This is a genomic window from Pseudophaeobacter sp. 1A16562, assembly GCF_041008785.1.
GTDB classification, from domain to species: Bacteria; Pseudomonadota; Alphaproteobacteria; order Rhodobacterales; family Rhodobacteraceae; genus Phycobacter; species Phycobacter gallaeciensis_A.
The window spans coordinates 39,805-56,426 of record NZ_JAXGFT010000012.1 but is presented as its reverse complement, the minus strand read 5'-3'; the positions used below and the strand labels follow the sequence as shown (position 1 = coordinate 56,426).

16 protein-coding genes are annotated in these 16,622 nt (G+C 61.6%); 7 read left to right on the top strand and 9 right to left on the bottom strand.

Translation table 11 applies throughout. The features are described from left to right. Window positions 1-31: 31 nt before the first annotated feature. Window positions 32-820 (bottom strand): enoyl-CoA hydratase, encoded by a 789-nt coding sequence (locus tag SM764_RS16540; protein ID WP_369002243.1) that lies wholly within the window; start codon window positions 818-820, stop codon window positions 32-34. Window positions 821-878: 58 nt separating this feature from the next. Here SM764_RS16540 and SM764_RS16535 point away from each other — a divergent pair, with 58 nt between their 5' ends. Next, complete coding sequence (locus SM764_RS16535) at window positions 879-1,301, top strand: PaaI family thioesterase (RefSeq protein WP_274828018.1); 423 nt, start codon at window positions 879-881, stop codon at window positions 1,299-1,301. A gap of 3 nt (window positions 1,302-1,304) precedes the next feature. On the opposite strand, the gene asd is transcribed toward SM764_RS16535, so the two are convergent. Continuing rightward, the gene (asd, locus tag SM764_RS16530) at window positions 1,305-2,195 is read right to left on the bottom strand and encodes an archaetidylserine decarboxylase (protein WP_369002242.1); all 891 of its coding nucleotides are present in this window, start codon (window positions 2,193-2,195) and stop codon (window positions 1,305-1,307) included. A gap of 199 nt (window positions 2,196-2,394) precedes the next feature. On the opposite strand from asd, the gene SM764_RS16525 reads away from it, so the two are divergent. From SM764_RS16525 to SM764_RS16505, 5 genes are all read left to right on the top strand, one after another. Next, window positions 2,395-3,015: a holin-associated N-acetylmuramidase gene (locus tag SM764_RS16525; protein ID WP_369002241.1), complete on the top strand. Its 621-nt coding sequence runs from the start codon at window positions 2,395-2,397 to the stop codon at window positions 3,013-3,015. Continuing rightward, the gene (locus SM764_RS16520; protein ID WP_369002240.1) at window positions 3,012-3,605 is read left to right on the top strand and encodes a holin family protein; all 594 of its coding nucleotides are present in this window, start codon (window positions 3,012-3,014) and stop codon (window positions 3,603-3,605) included. The genes SM764_RS16525 and SM764_RS16520 overlap by 4 nt, the downstream gene beginning before the upstream one ends. Before the next feature lie 79 nt (window positions 3,606-3,684). Then, the gene (locus tag SM764_RS16515; RefSeq protein ID WP_369002239.1) at window positions 3,685-5,652 is read left to right on the top strand and encodes a heme lyase CcmF/NrfE family subunit; all 1,968 of its coding nucleotides are present in this window, start codon (window positions 3,685-3,687) and stop codon (window positions 5,650-5,652) included. Window positions 5,653-5,663: 11 nt separating this feature from the next. Then, window positions 5,664-6,143 (top strand): cytochrome c-type biogenesis protein, encoded by a 480-nt coding sequence (locus tag SM764_RS16510; RefSeq protein WP_425537395.1) that lies wholly within the window; start codon window positions 5,664-5,666, stop codon window positions 6,141-6,143. A 114-nt stretch (window positions 6,144-6,257) separates the two neighbouring features. Then, window positions 6,258-7,034: an enoyl-CoA hydratase-related protein gene (locus SM764_RS16505; protein WP_274828022.1), complete on the top strand. Its 777-nt coding sequence runs from the start codon at window positions 6,258-6,260 to the stop codon at window positions 7,032-7,034. A 64-nt stretch (window positions 7,035-7,098) separates the two neighbouring features. On the opposite strand, the gene SM764_RS16500 is transcribed toward SM764_RS16505, so the two are convergent. The 3 genes from SM764_RS16500 to gltX all read right to left on the bottom strand — a co-directional run bounded on the left by SM764_RS16500 (window position 7,099) and on the right by gltX (window position 11,046). Further along, a complete protein-coding gene (locus SM764_RS16500) occupies window positions 7,099-7,971 on the bottom strand; it encodes a calcium-binding protein (protein ID WP_368997073.1) in 873 nt (290 codons plus the stop codon). Between the two features lie 250 nt (window positions 7,972-8,221). Beyond that, window positions 8,222-9,517 carry a citrate synthase gene (gene gltA / locus SM764_RS16495; RefSeq protein WP_065270151.1) on the bottom strand — a complete coding sequence of 432 codons (1,296 nt, stop codon included), beginning with the start codon at window positions 9,515-9,517 and terminating at the stop codon, window positions 8,222-8,224. A 128-nt stretch (window positions 9,518-9,645) separates the two neighbouring features. Beyond that, the gene (gene gltX, locus SM764_RS16490; protein ID WP_368946659.1) at window positions 9,646-11,046 is read right to left on the bottom strand and encodes a glutamate--tRNA ligase; all 1,401 of its coding nucleotides are present in this window, start codon (window positions 11,044-11,046) and stop codon (window positions 9,646-9,648) included. Window positions 11,047-11,125: 79 nt separating this feature from the next. On the opposite strand from gltX, the gene SM764_RS16485 reads away from it, so the two are divergent. Beyond that, entirely contained in the window at window positions 11,126-13,138 is a 2,013-nt protein-coding gene (locus tag SM764_RS16485) for a ComEC/Rec2 family competence protein (protein WP_369002238.1), read from the top strand. Between the two features lie 101 nt (window positions 13,139-13,239). Here the strand turns inward: SM764_RS16485 and lexA are convergent, their stop codons facing one another. The 4 genes from lexA to trpC all read right to left on the bottom strand — a co-directional run bounded on the left by lexA (window position 13,240) and on the right by trpC (window position 16,622). After that, window positions 13,240-13,932 carry a transcriptional repressor LexA gene (gene lexA / locus SM764_RS16480; RefSeq protein WP_369002237.1) on the bottom strand — a complete coding sequence of 231 codons (693 nt, stop codon included), beginning with the start codon at window positions 13,930-13,932 and terminating at the stop codon, window positions 13,240-13,242. Window positions 13,933-14,160: 228 nt separating this feature from the next. After that, window positions 14,161-15,339 carry a molybdopterin molybdotransferase MoeA gene (locus tag SM764_RS16475; RefSeq protein ID WP_369002236.1) on the bottom strand — a complete coding sequence of 393 codons (1,179 nt, stop codon included), beginning with the start codon at window positions 15,337-15,339 and terminating at the stop codon, window positions 14,161-14,163. After that, window positions 15,340-15,810, bottom strand: coding sequence for a cyclic pyranopterin monophosphate synthase MoaC (gene moaC / locus SM764_RS16470; protein WP_369002235.1), 471 nt, complete (start codon window positions 15,808-15,810; stop codon window positions 15,340-15,342). Further along, window positions 15,810-16,622 carry an indole-3-glycerol phosphate synthase TrpC gene (gene trpC, locus SM764_RS16465; RefSeq protein ID WP_369002234.1) on the bottom strand — a complete coding sequence of 271 codons (813 nt, stop codon included), beginning with the start codon at window positions 16,620-16,622 and terminating at the stop codon, window positions 15,810-15,812. Before trpC ends, moaC begins: the two co-directional genes overlap by 1 nt.

Here is a 16,622-nt window from a genome sequence, read left to right as displayed (position 1 = left end):
AGGCTAAACTTGTTTTAAATTTTCGGAAAACTCAGTTGTCTTCCCAGTTGGGCGGACGCTTTTCGATAAAGGCGTTGAGCCCTTCGATGGTGTCGCGATGCATCAGGTTTTCGACGATCACCCCGCTGGTGTAGGCATAGGCCTCATCCAGCGGCATTTCGATTTGACGGTAATAGGCTTCCTTGCCGATCTTCACGGCCGAGCCGAGTTTTGATGCGATGGTTTCTGCCATCTTCAGCGTTTCAGCTTCCAGATCCTCTTCGGGCACGGCGCGGTTGATCAGGCCCAGCTCGGCGGCGCGGTCGGCGGACATAAACTCACCCGTGGTCAGCAGCTCAAAGGCGTGTTTTCGCGGGATATTGCGAGACAGGGCCACCATAGGGGTTGAGCAGAACAGACCGATATTGACACCATTGACGCCGAACCGGGTGCCCTGCGCGGCCACGGCCAGATCGCAAGAGGCGACAAGCTGACAGCCGGCGGCAGTCGCAATCCCATGCACCTGGGCAATTACCGGCTGCGGCAGGCGTTGCAGACCCAGCATCACGCTGGTGCAGCGGGCGAACAGACCCTCGAAATAGGCCTTGCCGCCATCCTCGGCCGCGCGCCCTGCGTTCATTTGTCGGATATCGTGACCGGCGCAGAAGGCCTTGCCCTCGCCAGAGAGTACAACGGCCTTGATTGTGCTGTCGTTTTTCAAGGCGTCGATCTGCTCTTGCAGGGCGGCCAGCATCTCATCCGACAGCGCGTTCAGCCGCTCGGGAGCGTTCATGCGCAGATGTGCGATCGCATTTGCGTCGCGACGTTCCAGAATTGTCATCTTGTCCTCCTGACCCTGTTTGGGGCAACTCTATGGCGGACAAGGGAGAAGGAAAAGCATGGCTTTGGCTTTTGATGCGGCGGGGCTGACCGCCTATATGGCGGAGATCTTTCCGCAGGTGGCGGATGATTTCGCCGTGGATGAACTGTCCGAGGCAGGGATCACCATGCGGCTGCTGACGGCAGAACGGCACCTGCGGCCGGGCGGCACTGTGTCTGGCCCTTCGATGTTCGCGCTGGCTGATGTGACGGTCTACGGGCTGGTACTATCCCGGCTGGGACGCAAGGCACTGGCGGTGACCACCAATTGCTCGCTTGATTTCATGCGCAAGCCCGAGGCGGGTGTCGATCTGATCGCCAAAGGAACTCTGTTGAAACTGGGCCGCGCGCTCGCTGTTGGCGATGTGCATATGTATTCGGAAGGTTCGGACAAGATGGTGGCGCGCTCCACCATGACCTACTCGATTCCGCCGGAAAAATAGGGGTCAGAGGGCGCGCGCCAGAGGTTCGCCGACTTTCACAAGGGTCTCCAAGCCTTTGGAACTGTTGGTGATCAGATCGTCGCTGAACTGGACCTTCCCGGGTTCAAAGACTACGACGACGGTGGAGCCGCCGAACTTGAAATAGCCCTTTTCGTCCATCTTCTCGACCCGGCCACTGGTGCGGGTGTTGACGATGGACCCCACGCCAAAGGCGCCGACCTCGACAAAGCACATGGTGCCCGCCGTGTCCGTGTCGATCAGGGTCAGGCTGCGCTTGTTGTCACCAAAAACATCCGGCCCGGCGCCAAGCGCGATGGGGTTCACCGAATGCAGCGCGCCGGGAATGTCGCGGGTTTCGGTAATCTGGCCTGCGGTCGGAAAATGATACCTGTGATAATCGGCGGGGCACAGGCGGACAATGGCGAGGGCACCGCCCAGAAACCGCTCGTGCAGGCCGGGCAGCATGGTGCGGATTGACATCGGGTGCCCTTTGACCGGGACAAAGACGTCCTCCTCCAGTTCAGGGAACACCAAGACACGACCATCTGCCGGGGAGACGATGTCGCGTGGCTCATCGCTATAGGCGCGGGTTTCCGGTTTCAGGTGCCGCACGAAGAAATCATTGAAGCAGCGAAAGCTGGAGACCGGATCGCGGGCCTCGTCCATGTCAATCGACAGTTCCTCGATGACCGCGGCGATCTTGCGCCGGGACAGGGGCGAGTCGAACCACAGCCCGAACAGGCGGCTGACCAAAGAGGATCGGAACAGTGCGCGCTCCAGCAGGTTGGAGCCTGCGTCCTGATAAGCCCAGCGGATCCATTTCTCGCCAAGGATCACCTCGTCGAAAACCGTGCCGCTTGCCCGGTCGACCACCTTGATCGGAGTATTCGTCATCTGTCTGCCTTGCCGCTTGTCCGGCCTGTCTGGCCCGTGGCGATGAGGTAGCAGAGTGCGCGCAGAAGGCTCAAGGGCGGAATGCAACGGCGGCGGAGGGCCGCAGGGCCAGACCGTTGCCTCACGCGCGGACGCCAGGGTAACGGGATCTCAGCTGTTTGGTGCAACACTTTGTCATTAAACAGCAAAGAGTGTCCGGATGCAGGTCAGACAGATTGCCGAAGAGATCGTCGAGCGCGAAGGCGGTTATGTGAATGATCCCGGTGATCCGGGTGGGGCCACCAAACACGGGGTCACGATCGGGACCCTGAAACGGCTGGGAATTGATGTTAGCGGTGACGGGCAGGTCGACGCCATGGATGTGAAGGCGCTGAGCCGCGAAGAGGCGGTGGATATCTTCATCCGCTGGTATTTCGAACGCCCAGGAATCGCCCGCTTGCCAGAGGCGCTCCAGGCATCGGTGTTCGATATGTACGTCAATTCCGGCGCGAACGCGGTGCGGATATTGCAGGGGCTGCTACAGGAAATGGGGTTCGACATTGCGGTGGATGGGGTGATTGGGACGCATACAGCAGCGGCGGCGCAGCGGGCGGCGCAGGTGGATGGAAAGAGCCTGCACGACGCCTACGGCATTGCCCGGCGCAGCTACTATTTCGACTTGGCAGACCGGCGCCCGGCCAGCCGCAAATACGCCCGGACCCGCGCGGGCGGCAAGGGCGGATGGATCCGGCGCGCCGAGGTATTCATCAGCACCAAATACCACATGGACCGGAAGGCCTTTGTCCGGCGGGTCGCACGGTGGCAGGAAGAAAAACGATGATCACAGGTTTGTTTCGCTTGCTGTTTGGCAGAAATCGCAATGTGTTGCGGAATACAGTCGAGGTGTTTCGTGAAAACGCGGAGGCCGGTGCAGAGCGGGCCAGCCGGGCGCAAGGCGCGGCGCTGCAGCAGTTCGCGGCAGAATTCCGCGCTGAACGGCGTAGCGGGTTTGATCGGGTGATGGATGGGATCAACCGGCTGCCAAGGCCGCTGTTGGCGCTCGGGACAGTGGGGCTGATGGTGAGCGCAATGGCCAACCCCTCATGGTTTGCAGCCCGGATGCAGGGGCTGGCGGCCGTGCCCGAACCGTTGTGGTGGCTGCTGGGGGTTATCGTCTCGTTCTATTTTGGCGCGCGTCATCAGATCAAAAGCCAGGAGTTCCAGCGGAGCCTCGCGAAAGTCGCGGCGCGCATGCCGAAAGGCGCAGAAAGTTTTGCGTCTTTGCAGGGTGGTGAGGCGCCGTCCGTTCAAGAAGCCCCTTCTATGCAGCAGGAAAGACACTTGGCGGCGAGTGCGGAAGCCGAAAACCGGGCGCTGGCGGCATGGAAGCAAAGCCAGCTCAGGCTGTCGCAGGCCGACCCCGCAGAGTAAGCGCGCAATCGCCTCCTGCGGCGGCTGGACGCGCCAAATGCCATTGGCGCCGCCCCGGTGAAAGATTATAGACAGAGGTATGATTACAGAACTCGGTCACTTCGCCCTCATCCTCGCCTTTCTGGTTGCCATCGTGCAGATGGTTGTTCCCATGATCGGCGCCCATAAACGCTGGCCCGGCTGGATGGCCGTCGCCGAACCTGCGGCACAGGCGCAGTTCTTCTTTACCGCCTTTGCCTTTGCGGCGCTGGTCTGGGCCTTTGTGACTTCGGATTTCTCGCTCCGGCTTGTCACCCTCAACAGCCACTCGGCCAAGCCGATGCTTTACAAGATCTCGGGCACCTGGGGGAACCACGAAGGCTCCATGCTGCTCTGGGTGCTGATTGTCAGCCTGTTCGGCGCAGTGGCCTCGGTCTTCGGCGGCGGCTTGCCGCAGACGCTGAAGGCGCGGGTTCTGTCGGTTCAGGCCGCCATTGGCGTTGCCTTCTTTGCCTTCATCCTGTTCACATCGAACCCGTTCCTGAGGCTGGTGTCGCCGCCGTTTGACGGGCAGGATCTGAACCCGCTGCTGCAGGACCCGGGCCTCGCCTTTCACCCGCCATTCCTTTACCTCGGCTATGTTGGGCTTTCGATGGCGTTTTCCTTTGCCGTGGCAGCCCTGATCGAGGGGCGCATTGATGCCGCTTGGGGACGCTGGGTGCGGCCCTGGACGCTGGCCGCCTGGATCTTCCTGACCATCGGCATCGCGCTGGGATCCTGGTGGGCCTATTACGAGCTGGGTTGGGGTGGCTTCTGGTTCTGGGACCCGGTGGAAAACGCCAGCTTCATGCCCTGGCTGCTGGCGGCAGCGCTGCTGCATTCCGCCATCGTGGTGGAAAAACGTGAGTCACTCAAAAGCTGGACCATCCTGCTGGCCATCCTCGCCTTTGGCTTCTCGCTGATCGGGACCTTTATCGTACGCTCGGGGCTGCTGACCTCGGTACATGCCTTTGCCAACGATCCAGAACGCGGCGTATTCATCCTCTTAATCCTGGCCTTCTTTACCGGCGGGGCGCTGACGCTGTTCGCGGCGCGGGCCCAGCAGATGCAGGCCAAGGGCGTCTTTGGCATCGTCAGTCGCGAAGGCGCGCTGGTGGCCAACAACATCCTGCTGGCCGTGAGCTGCTTTGTGGTGTTCTTTGGCACTCTCTGGCCGATCGTGGCCGAAATGGCCTTTGCCCGCAAACTGAGTGTCGGACCGCCCTTCTTCAACGCGGCCTTCACTCCCTTCATGGTGCTCTTGGGAATGATCCTGCCGGTTGGCGCCATGCTGCCGTGGAAACGCGGTAAGCTGGGCCAGACGATCTGGTACCTGCGCTATGTGCTGGTCCTGTCGGTTGCCTTGGGTGTGCTGGCCTGGGCCATGCAGACGGGCCGCTCCGGTCTGGGGCCAATCGGGTTGTTCATCGGCTCCTGGGTGGTCTTTGGTGCCGCTGCCGATCTGTGGTCGCGCACCGGCAAGGTCGGGCAGATCGGGCGCTTGCTGCGACTGCCGCGCGCCGACTGGGGTAAGGCCGTGGCCCATGCAGGGCTGGGGATCACCATCTTTGCCATCGCCGGTCTGACGGCGTGGGAAGAGGAAGACATCCGCGTTGCCAAGATCGGCGAGCCCTTTACTGTCGGTGGGTACGAGCTGGTGCTGGATGCGGTCGACCGCGCGCGGGGGCCGAACTACTTCACCACCATGGCCACCGTCAGCATCTTCAAGGACGGCGCGGATGTAGCTGTGCTGCATCCTGAAAAACGCACCTATCCGGTGGCGAAGATGCCGACGACAGAGGCCGCAATTGACTACCGGCTGTTGCGTGACCTTTACGTGGTGATCGGGGATCAGCAGGCGGATGGCGGCTGGACCGTACGGACCTATATCAAACCGCTGGCTAACTGGATCTGGGGTGGCTGTCTGTTGATGGCGCTTGGCGGTTTGCTGAGCCTCAGCGACCGACGATTCCGCGTGGCAGCCGGGGCCCGCAAAGGCGCTGGCGCGGCCAAGGTGCCCGCAGAATGAGGGGCGCGGCTATGCTCAATCGGTTTGCCAAGGTTCTGGTGATCACCCTCATGGGGGTGGTCGCGCTGCCTGCGACGCCTGTACTGGCCGTCCAGCCGGATGAGGTCCTATCCGATCCGGTTTTGGAGGGACGCGCGCGCGAGTTGTCCAAGGACCTGCGCTGCCTCGTCTGCCGCAACGAGAATATCGATGAATCCAACGCCGATCTGGCGCGGGATCTGCGGCTTCTGGTGCGCGAGCGCCTGGTGGCCGGGGACAGCGATACCGAGGTGATCGATTTCGTGGTCGACCGGTATGGCGAATACGTGCTGCTGCGGCCCACCACCACGGGAGCGAACTGGCTGCTTTGGGCGGCGGGTCCGCTGATGCTGTTGCTGGCCCTTGGTCTTGGCGCTGGATATCTGCGTGGGCGGGCCAGGGCGCCCGGAACAGCAGAGGCGGGCCTTAGCCCCGAAGAAGAAGACCGGCTGCGGAAAATTCTGGACGAGTGACGCCGGGTCCGGCTTTTCGGCCGCAATGCTTTACGCCACCATGGCTGAAATCACATCCGCTCTGCGGCGCCACTGGGCCGCGGGGTCCCGAGAGACGACAGACGAGGCCCTCTGATGGACTATAAAGAAATCCAATATTCGCTTGAGAACGGATTGGCGATCCTGACACTGAACCGCCCGTCCAAGATGAACGCGCTGACTGGTCAGATGCGGGCCGAATTGACCCATGCCCTGAAACAGGCCGCGAGCGAGGCACGCGCTGTGGTCCTCACCGGCGCTGGCAGCGCCTTTTGCTCGGGGCAGGATCTGAGCGATGCCTCCGGCTCTGGCGATCTGGATCTGGAGCGGACGCTGCGCGACGAATACACGCCGATGCTTGAGGCGCTTTATGATTGCCCGGTGCCGACCATGGCGGCGGTCAACGGTCCAGTGGCCGGGGCAGGGGCCAATCTGGCGCTGGCAGCTGATGTGGTAATCGCGACCGAGAGCGCCTATTTCCTGCAGGCCTTTGCCCGGATCGGCCTGATGCCGGATGCGGGCGGCACCTGGTTCCTGCCGCGCCAGATGGGGCTGGCCAAGGCAATGGGCGCGGCCCTGTTCGCTGACAAGATCACGGCCAAGCAGGCCAGCGACTGGGGCATGATCTGGGAAGCGGTGCCGGATGCAGAGTTCGATGCCCATTGGCGGGCGCGGGCTGCCTATCTGGCGGAGGGTCCGACCAAGGCCTTTGGCGCCATCAAGACCGCGATGCGGGGCAGCTATGATAAAAGCCTGCCCGAACAACTGTCGATTGAGGCGCAGCTGCAGGGCGAATGCGGCAAGACCCGCGATTTCCTGGAAGGCGTCACTGCCTTCATGGAAAAACGCCCAGCCAAGTTCGAAGGGCGCTGAAGACAGCCTTATGCAACAGGAAGCCCCCGCCGGTTATTCCGGCGGGGGTTTTTCATTTCAGTTATCAGATCGTAGGTCTCGCGCTAGCGCCATCGGCAAACAGCCGGATATGGCGGTCTGGATCGAACTGTCCATCCTGATCCAGAACCCGTAGGACCTCGACCCCGTCTGCCAGGACGATAGCATCGCTGCCCCCATCCTCATTCTCTTGATTGAAGACAGAGAACCGCGGTGGTGGGCCGTCTTCGGGATTGAAACCGTAGACGATCTGATCCTCGCCCGGTTCGAAATCAGTAATGGTGGCAGCCTCGGTGGTTTCCAGCCAACGACCGGCGAAAAATTCATCTGCGCCGTCGCCGCCAGTCACGGTATCATCGCGGCCAAAGAGGATAAGATCATCCCCGGCGCCGCCATTCACGGCATCGCCACTGGTATCGACATCGGCCCGGATGGCGCCGGAGGGATGCAGATCAAAACGGCTGACCCATAGGACGTCATCGCCTTCTCCTCCGTTGATAGTGTCGCTCCCTTGACCCTCAATGACTCCGTCATTTCCCTGACCACCAAAGATGGTGTCATTGCCTTCGGCACCGGTCATCAGATCGTTGCCGTCGCCGCCGGAGACCAAATCGTTGCCAAAGCCTCCCACCAACGTGTCACTCCCACTATCGCCAAACAGACGATCATTTCCCCCACGACCGTCGATTTCGTCATTTCCGGAGCGTCCTGCGATGGATTCACCTGCGTTAGTGCCTGTAAGCGAGTCATCCCCGCTGCTGCCTTCGATCAATTCGCCCGGTGGGGTCGTGTTACCATTTCCTGGGGGAGAGGGCAGATCGCTGAGATCGTCATCGGGCAGGTTATCTCCATCATCACTGGAGTCCATGATCAGCCCGGCAAAAAGGCCAAGAGAAACAAGCGCGAAAAGGGCAATCATAGGGTCGTCCTGAAATTGTTTAATACAACTTATAGAAATTAATCCCGAGAGGTGGATAAGTCAATTTTTAATAGAAAACAAACTTTTACCACCGTTTCCCGTCTAGCGACAATGCTCATGTGGGCACCCGAAATTCGTCGGAGCAGGAGTTTTTTCGCCTTTGCACGCAAAGCCGGAGGTGACCGCCACGCCCAAAAAAACGCCCCGCACCCAGAAGGTGCGAGGCGTCCAATCAAGGCTGTTATGCCGATCAGCGGTTCTCGATATCCACGTAATCGCGGGCGGTTTCGCCGAGGTACAGCTGACGCGGACGACCGATTTTGTTCTGTGGGTCTGCGATCATCTCTTTCCACTGGGAGATCCAGCCGACGGTGCGCGACAGCGCGAAGATCGGCGTAAACATCGAGGTCGGGAAGCCCATCGCCTCCAGGATGATGCCCGAGTAGAAGTCGACGTTCGGGAACAGTTTCTTCTCGATGAAGTAAGGATCGTTGAGCGCGGTTTGTTCCAGCTCCTTGGCAACCTGCAGCAGCGGGTTGTCTTCGACGCCGAGCAGTTCAAGAACCTCATCCGCGGACTGTTTCAGAACCTTGGCGCGCGGGTCGGTGTTTTTGTACACGCGGTGACCAAAGCCCATCAGGCGGAACGGATCGTTCTTGTCCTTGGCGCGGGCGATGAACTCGGGGATCTTGTCGACGGTGCCGATTTCTTTCAGCATCTCGAGGCAAGCCTGGTTGGCGCCGCCATGGGCCGGACCCCAGAGGCAGGCGATACCAGCCGCGATACAGGCGAACGGGTTTGCACCGGAAGAGGACGCCAGACGCACGGTCGAGGTCGAAGCGTTCTGTTCGTGGTCCGCGTGCAGGATAAAGATCCGGTCCATGGCGCGGGCGAGGATCGGGTCGACGTGGTATTCTTCGGCTGGAACCGAGAAACACATGTGCAGGAAGTTCGCGGCGTAATCCAGATCGTTGCGCGGATAGACGAAGGGCTGACCGATCGAATATTTATAGGCCATCGCGGCGATGGTCGGCAGTTTTGCGATCAGGCGGATCGAGGCGACCTCGCGCTGCCACGGATCGGCGATATCGGTGGAGTCGTGGTAGAAGGCGGACATCGCGCCAACCACACCAACCAGGGTCGCCATCGGGTGCGCATCGCGGCGGAAACCACGGAAGAAGTTGTGCATCTGCTCGTGCACCATGGTGTGACGGGTCACACGCGCTTCGAAATCTTCCAGCTGAGCAGCGGTCGGCAGCTCACCGTAAAGCAGCAGGTAACAGACTTCGAGGTGGTGCGAATTGGCTGCAAGTTGGTCGATCGGGTAGCCACGGTGCAGCAGCTCGCCCTTGCCACCGTCGATGAAGGTGATGGTGCTGTCGCAGCTTGCAGTCGAGGTAAAGCCCGGATCGTAAGTGAAGACACCGGCCTGCGCGTAGAGTTTGCGGATGTCGAGAACATCGGGCCCGGCTGTCGGAGAGAAGATGGGAAGCTCGTAAGTTTCGCCATTCAGGCTGAGCTGGGCTGTCTTATTGGTATCGGTCATAGATGTCCCTTCCTGTTACAGGCACGAAAACCCGGAGAAATCCGGGCTTCGTGCAGGCAGCACCTGCGCGTGGACTGCGCAGGTGAGGTCGTATCGAAGCAGACTTACCCAAGGGTTAAGAGGCGGGATCAGCCTGCAGCGTCGGTCAAACGGGCCAATGTTTCCTCACGGCCCAAAATCAGCATCATATCGAACACCGAAGGCGTTACCGCCCGGCCTGCCAAGGCCGCTCTCAGCGGGCCGGCCAGCTTGCCGAACTTGGTATCCTGTGCTTCCGCGAATTGGTTGAGAAGCGCCTCCAGATCGTCACGCGTCCAGCTAGCACTTTGCAACTGCGGCGTCAATTCATTCAGTATACTATCGGATACAGATGCCAGCGCCTTGGCCGCCTTTGCATCCGGTTCGATGGGGCGTGCCGTCAGGATAAAATGCGCTTTCTCAAGAAGTTCAGGGAAAGTCTTGGCGCGATCTTTCAGGCAGTACATGGCCCGTTCAAGATCAGTTGACTGAACGTCAGTCAGGGCAGGCTCACCGGCTGCGGCAAGATAGGCTTCGATCTCCTGCCGCAGTGCAGCGTCATCGCTAACGGCGATATGCTGCCCGCAGAGGCTTTCCAGCTTTTTGGTATCGAACCGGGCCGGGCTTTTGCCGATTCCATCCAGATCGAACCATTCGCGTGCTTGCGCGTCGGTGAAGAACTCATCGTCGCCATGGCTCCAGCCGAGACGGGCCAGATAGTTGCGCATGCCAGCCGCGGGATACCCCATGGCCTGATACTCCTGCGCGCCAAGGGCGCCGTGGCGTTTCGACAGTTTCTTGCCGTCGGGGCCATGGATCAGCGGGATGTGCGCCCAGACCGGAATGTCCCAGCCCATCGCCTCGTAGATCATCATCTGACGGGCGGCGTTGTTGAGATGGTCGTCGCCGCGGATCACATGGGTGACGCCCATGTCATAATCGTCCACGACCACGGCCAGCATATAAACAGGCGTGCCATCGGACCGCAGCAGAATCATGTCGTCCAGCTGATCGTTGCGGATCGAAACATCGCCCTGCACCTGATCGCGAATGACCGAAGTCCCCTCCTGCGGGGCCTTGATGCGCACCACGTAAGGCGCATCCGGATGAGTGGAGGCATCGGCATCGCGCCAGGGCGAGCGGTAGAGCGTCGATTTTCCCTCGGCCCGGGCGGCATCGCGGAAGGCGGCGATCTCTTCCTGGGTGGCAAAGCATTTGTAGGCCTTGCCTTCGGCCAGCAGCTGATGCGCAACCTCGGCGTGACGGTCGGCGCGTTCGAACTGGCTGATCACCTCACCGTCGTGATCCAGGCCCAGCCAGTCCAGCCCCTGCAGGATGGCGGCGGTGGCTTCGGGGGTGGAACGCTCCCGGTCGGTATCTTCGATTCTGAGCAGGAATTTACCGCCGCGTCCGCGCGCATACAGCCAGTTGAACAGCGCGGTGCGGGCGCCGCCGATATGCAGAAAGCCGGTGGGCGAGGGGGCGAAACGGGTGACGACCGGTTTGGACATGGAGGTGATTTACCTTTTGGAAACCATAAGAGGAGTAGCGTTTCTGCCTGTCTACCCACCCGAAGGGTCAGGAGCAAGCATGCGTATGATGCCTATCCTGGACCAGCTGCTACAGGTTCAAAGGGGACATTTGCTGGCCTGGGTGCCGGTGTTTCTGGGGCTTGGAATAGGGGTCTTTTTTGCGCTCCCGGTCGAGCCGGAGGCGGTGACCTATCTTTGCGCCCTGGTTCTTGGTGGAGTGTGCGCTGCTTTCTCGTTGCGGGGCAGCGCCAGCGGATTGCTGGCACGGGCGGTTCTTCTTTGTGTTCTTGGGTTCATGGTTGCGGGGTGGCGGACCCATTCTGTTGCCGCTCCAGTACTCGGCTTTCGCTACTACGGTCCTGTGGAGGGGCGCGTCGCCACTATCGACCGCTCCGCGCACGATATGCTGCGTCTTACGCTGGATCAGGTGCGGCTGAAGCAGGTATCGCCGAGTAGAACGCCTGCGCGGGTGCGTGTCTCGGTGCCGATGGATAGCGGGTTGCCCGGTCCCGGCGCAAGGGTGGCCACCACCGCACATCTGATGTCGCCGCAGGGCCCGGCTGAGCCGGGCGGTTTCGACTTCCGGCGCCATGCCTGGTTTTTGCAACTGGGCGCGAATGGCTACACCCGCGTTGCCGTGCTAACGCTTGATCCCGGCCCGCCGGGGCCAACGCTGGCCGGGCTGCGGCGGGACCTGTCTTTGGCGCTGCGGCAGCGGCTGCCCGGCGAGACCGGCGCCATCGCCGCCGCCATCACCACCGGCGACCGCAGCGGTGTCAGTCAGTCAACGTTGCAGGATTTGCGAGCCAGCAATCTGGCGCATTTGCTGGCCATTTCCGGCCTTCATATGGGGCTGGTGGCCGGATTTGTCTTTGCGTCTTTACGGTTTGCCCTGTGCATGGTGCCGCCCATCGCACTGCGACTGAACGTGAAGAAACTATCAGCGGCTGCGGCCTTGCTGGCGGCGGGGGCATATCTGGCGCTGTCCGGCGGGAATGTCGCGACCGAGCGGGCCTTTATCATGGTGGCGGTGATGTTTGTCGCGGTGCTGCTGGACCGGCGGGCGATATCCTTGCGCGCGGTTGCCATTGCTGCGGTTCTGGTTCTGTTGCGGCGCCCGGAGACGCTGCTCAGCCCGGGCTTCCAGATGAGCTTTGCTGCCACGGCCGCGCTGGTGGGGGTGTTTGGGGCGATCCGGGATGGCGGTCTTACCCTCGGGCCAAAATGGCTGCGCCCTGTGGCCGCCTTGGTCTTGTCATCGCTGGTTGCAGGGCTGGCCACGGCGCCCTTTGGCGCGGCTCATTTCAACACCCTGTCGCACTATGGGCTGCTGGCCAACCTGCTCGCGGTGCCGGTGATGGGCCTTGTTGTGGTGCCCGCCGCAGTTCTGTCCTTTTGCCTGCTGCCCCTCGGTTTGGAGGGCTTCGGCCTGGCGGTGATGGGAGCGGGCATTGACTGGATCCTGACCGTCGCCCGCGCGGTTGCGGAGCTGCCGGGAGCAGAGGGCACGGTGATGCAGCCGGGGCAGTGGGTGTTGCCGTTGCTTTCGGTCGGCGGGGTGTTCCTGCTGATCTGGCAGGGGCGTTTGCGCCTTCTCGGGGTGATGCCGATTGCTCTGGCCTTCGCGCTTTGGTCGCAAGAAACGCGGCCGCTGGCGTTGATTTCATCGAATGGCGGCTTGGTCGGTGTAATCGGGCCAGAGGGCCGGGCCTTGTCCCGCAGCAAGGCGCAGGGCTTTGCGGCGCGGGTCTGGCTGGAAAATGACGGAGATCCCGTCAGACAGGTCATTGCCGCAAACCGCTGGCGGTCTCAGGGCAACGACCCGAGCCTTCGCCACGCCAGGGTTGGTCCCTACAGTCTGGTGCATGCGGTAGGCAGCAGGGCTGCGGAGCGTTTGACCTCATGTGCCGAGGGGGAGATTCTGGTGTCGACGGTTGATCTGAAGCCGGAGGGCGGCTGCATCATTTTGGGGCTACAGCAATTGCGGCGCATGGGCAGTATTGCAATCGATCAGCAAGGTAAATTGACCACGGCGAGGAACCTGTCAGGGCAGCGCATCTGGACCCGCTAGGGCCATTGACCGCGATTGGTAAGGCTCATCCGAACCGGGCCGGTGTCCGCCGCATATGACAACTGGCCGACACTTCGCACACCAAACAGCGGTGCGGGCGGTCAGTAGCTGCGGATCAAGCCAACCAGCCGCCCCTGTACCTCGACCTGATCGGAGGGGTAGACGCGGGTTTCATAAGCTGGGTTGGCGGCCTCCAGTTCAATCGCGCCGTTGCGGCGATAGATCTTTTTCAGCGTGGCTTCATGCCCTTGAACCAAGGCGACCACGATGTCGCCATCGTCCGCCGTGTCGGTTTCGCGGATCACCACGATATCGCCGTTGTTGATCCCCGCGTCGATCATCGAGTCGCCGCGCACCTCAAGGGCGTAGTGGCTGCCGGATGAGGTCAGCATCGAACTGGGCACGGTCACCTTGCTGGCCATCTGGCTGATTGCCTCGATCGGTACACCTGCAGCGATGCGCCCCATGACGGGCAAGTCCATTGCGGAGCCAATCGCTCGGTCGGTGTTGGCCGCAGCCGGTCCCGCATCTGCACTGGCGGAGCGATCCGTGCTCGTTTCGGTGGATCCGCCGCTGATACTGTCAGGGAGACGCAGGATTTCGATGGCGCGGGCGCGGTGGGCCAGGCGGCGGATGAAACCGCGTTCTTCCAAAGCAGTGATCAGGCGGTGGATGCCGGATTTCGACCGCAAATCCAGTGCGATCTTCATTTCATCAAAGCTGGGCGGGACACCGTCCTTTTGCAGACGCGTGTGAATGAATTCCAACAAATCCAATTGCTTCTTGGTCAGCATGTCCGCCCCTCTGCGCCCTATGACGCTTTGCCATGTTTCCCTTTGTTCTAGTCATGTTCCCGTTTTGTGTCAACGGACCCCATGCGAATTTCCCGGTGGCGTTGTGGCGACGCACCGAACGGCCGGGGGATCACAAGGGGCAAGGGGCGTGTGGCGCGCGGGCATACCGCAGGAGCGGTCAACCTGAGAGACGGTTGGGATACGGCAGCCGTCCCGGCGCCGGAAACATCAGATCAAGCGCAGATAGGACATTGTTTCGCCGATCTCGCGGGGCGGATCATGCGGCGGGCGGATCAACAGGGCGTCGGCCTCTGCCAGTACCGTCAGCAGCGCACTGTCCTGCCGCTCGAACGCGCGGATCTGCCCGTCCTCCGTCAGGGTGGCGCGCATGTAATGCTCTCTCGGACCGTTCTGTCCCAGCGGTGCCGCCAGCGGAGCGGAGAGAATAACCTCTTGCAAGGGCGGCAACCCCAGCATCGCCCGCACCATTGGTGCCAAGAAGATATGGCCGCAGACCATGGCCGACACTGGATTACCTGGCAGTCCGGCCATGGCAGAGGTGCCAAGGCGGCCAGCCATTAGTGGTTTGCCGGGGCGCATCGCCACCTTGTAGAAACTCCGCTCCATGCCAAGGTCGGCGGCAACCTCGCCAACCAGATCATGATCGCCAACCGAGGCGCCGCCGATGGTGACGATCAGATCAGCGCCCTCGGCCAGCGAAAAGGCGGTGCGCAGGGAGCTGTGGGTGTCCCGCGCGATGGGCAGGATCCGGACCTGTGCGCCCAGACCCTCCAGCATTGCCTTCAATCCAAATGTGTTGGAGGCGATGATCTGATGCGGTCCAGGAGTGCTGCCGGGCATCACCAATTCATCCCCGGTGGAGATCAGGGCGATATCGGGTTTGCGGGCAACGGGGACCTCGGCAATATTCATCGCAGCGAGAAGGGCGATGTCAGATGGTGTCAGTAGCCGCGGCGCCGAGATGGTCTGGCCGTTTTTGAAATCACCACCGCGGGGGCGAACGTTGGGATTGTCGCCGGGTGCGTCGGTGATGGTGATCAGGGTGCCTTTTGCGGTGACGTCTTCCTGAATGACGACGAAATCGGCTCCGTCGGGGATCGGTGCGCCGGTGAAGATACGCACCGCCTGACCCGCGCCGACGGTGCCGTCAAATCCGTGGCCGGCGGCGGCTTCGCCGATCACCTTGAACATGGCGTGAAGTTCGACCTCGGCAGATTTTACCGCGTACCCGTCCATCGCCGATGCGGCAAAGGGCGGTTGATCCCGGCGGGCGGCGACGTCGTCGGCCAGAACCCGGCCCGCAGCCTCAGCGAGAGGGACCAGTTCGGTTCCAAGCGGGGAAACCAGCTCCAGAAGATGCGCGCGTGCCTCGCTGACTGAGATCATTTAAGCCTCGTACCGTCCTGATTTTCCGCCATCTTTTAGCGTAACGCGGATGCCGCCGATTTCCATCGCCTTGTCCACGGCCTTGGCCATGTCATAGACGGTGAGCGCCGCAGTCGACACCGCGGTCAGGGCTTCCATCTCGACCCCGGTCTGGCCGGTGGTCTTGACGGTGCCTTCGATGCGCACGCCCGGAAGATCGGGGTCCAGGGTCAGCTCAACTGCGACCTTGGTCACCGGCAGCGGATGGCAGAGCGGGATCAGCTCTGGCGTTTTCTTGGCGCCCATGATCCCGGCCAGCCGGGCCACGCTCAGCACATCGCCCTTTTTTGCGCGACCTTCGGAAATGATATCAAAGGTTTCCCGGGCCATGGTGATGTGGCCTTCGGCGGTGGCGATACGCTCGGTCACTGCCTTGTCCGAGACATCGACCATATGGGCGTCGCCCTTGCCGTCAAAATGCGTCAGCGGCATCAAATCGCTCCCGGTGTCAGGGGATTGGCGAGCAGGTGGCGGGTTGCAGAGGCCACGTCCTCCTGGCGCATCAGGGATTCCCCGATCAGGAAGCTGCGGGCGCCATAGCGGGCCATGTCCGACAGATCCTGCGGGGTGAACAAGCCGCTTTCGCAGACGATGGTGCGATCTGCGGGAACCATGCGCGACAGTTCCCGCGTGGTGTCCAAAGTGGTCTCGAAGGTCTTGAGATTGCGGTTGTTTATTCCCATCAGGGGCGACTTCAGCGCGCAGGCGCGTTCCAGTTCCTCGGCATCATGCACCTCCAGAAGAACATCCATGCCCCATTCGGTGGCGCAGTCTTCCAGCTCGGCTGCTTGCGCGTCACTGACAGAGGCGAGAATGATGAGGATACAATCGGCGCCGAGTGCACGCGCCTCGGCCACCTGATAGGTATCATACATGAAATCCTTGCGCAGCGCGGGCAGGCTGCAGGCATCACGTGCCTCGGTCAAAAAGGATTTGGCGCCCTGAAAGCTGGGCGTATCGGTCAGCACGGACAGGCAGGTGGCGCCGCCCTGTTCATAAGCCTCTGCCAGCGCCACGGGGTCGAAATCCTCGCGGATCAATCCTTTGGAGGGGCTGGCTTTCTTGATTTCCGCGATCAGACCGTAGCCTTCGCGGCTCGCCCCAAGCAGCGCATTTGCAAATCCGCGCACCGGAGACGCGTTGCGAGCCATGGCTTCGACCTCGGTCAGCGGCACGGCGGCCTTGTCGGCGGCCACTTCCTCCAGCTTGTAGGCCTTGATCTTGTCGAGCACGTTTTCTGTCAT